This window comes from Salinicola socius, assembly GCF_001937195.1.
GTDB lineage: Bacteria > Pseudomonadota > Gammaproteobacteria > Pseudomonadales > Halomonadaceae > Salinicola > Salinicola socius.
The window spans coordinates 1-628 of the sequence record NZ_MSDO01000040.1 but is presented as its reverse complement, the minus strand read 5'-3'; the positions used below and the strand labels follow the sequence as shown (position 1 = coordinate 628).

Here is a 628-nt window from a genome sequence, read left to right as displayed (position 1 = left end):
TAACGGTGACCGGCACCAACGACGCCCCGGTCGCCCGCGCCGATACCGGCAGCACCGGCGAGAACGCTACTCTCAATATCGCCGCGTCCCAGGGCGTGCTGGCCAACGACAGCGATGTCGATGGCGGCACGCTGAGTGTCAGCGCGGTCAACGGCGTAACAGGTAGCGTGGGGCAGGCCATCACCGGCTCCAACGGTGGGACCTTTACCCTTAACGCCGACGGCTCCTACAGCTTCAATCCGGGCACGGCGTTCGATCGCCTGGCCGCGGGTCAGACCGATACCACTAAAGTCAGCTATACCGTCAGCGATGGCCAGGGCGGCACCGCCACCTCGACGCTGACCGTAACGGTGACTGGCACCAACGATGCGCCGGTCGCTCAGGCAGGCACGGCCACGACGGAAGAGAACACGCTGCTGACCGGTCAGGTCCCGGCGGCATCGGATGTCGATGGGACGATCGCCGGTTACGACCTGGCGACGGATGTCGGCACCGGCAACGGCAGCCTCAGCTTTAATAGCGACGGCAGCTACAACTTCACGCCCGGCACCGACTTCGACGGTCTCGCCGCGGGCGAGAGCCGCGACGTCACCTTCAGCTATACCGCCACCGATAACGATGGCGGCGT

Annotated in this window: 1 protein-coding gene; it reads left to right on the top strand. The window is 65.8% G+C overall.

Translation table 11 applies throughout. From position 1 onward, the window contains the following. The coding region (locus BTW07_RS19710; protein ID WP_167369286.1) for an Ig-like domain-containing protein at window positions 1-628 on the top strand (628 nt) is incomplete at both ends.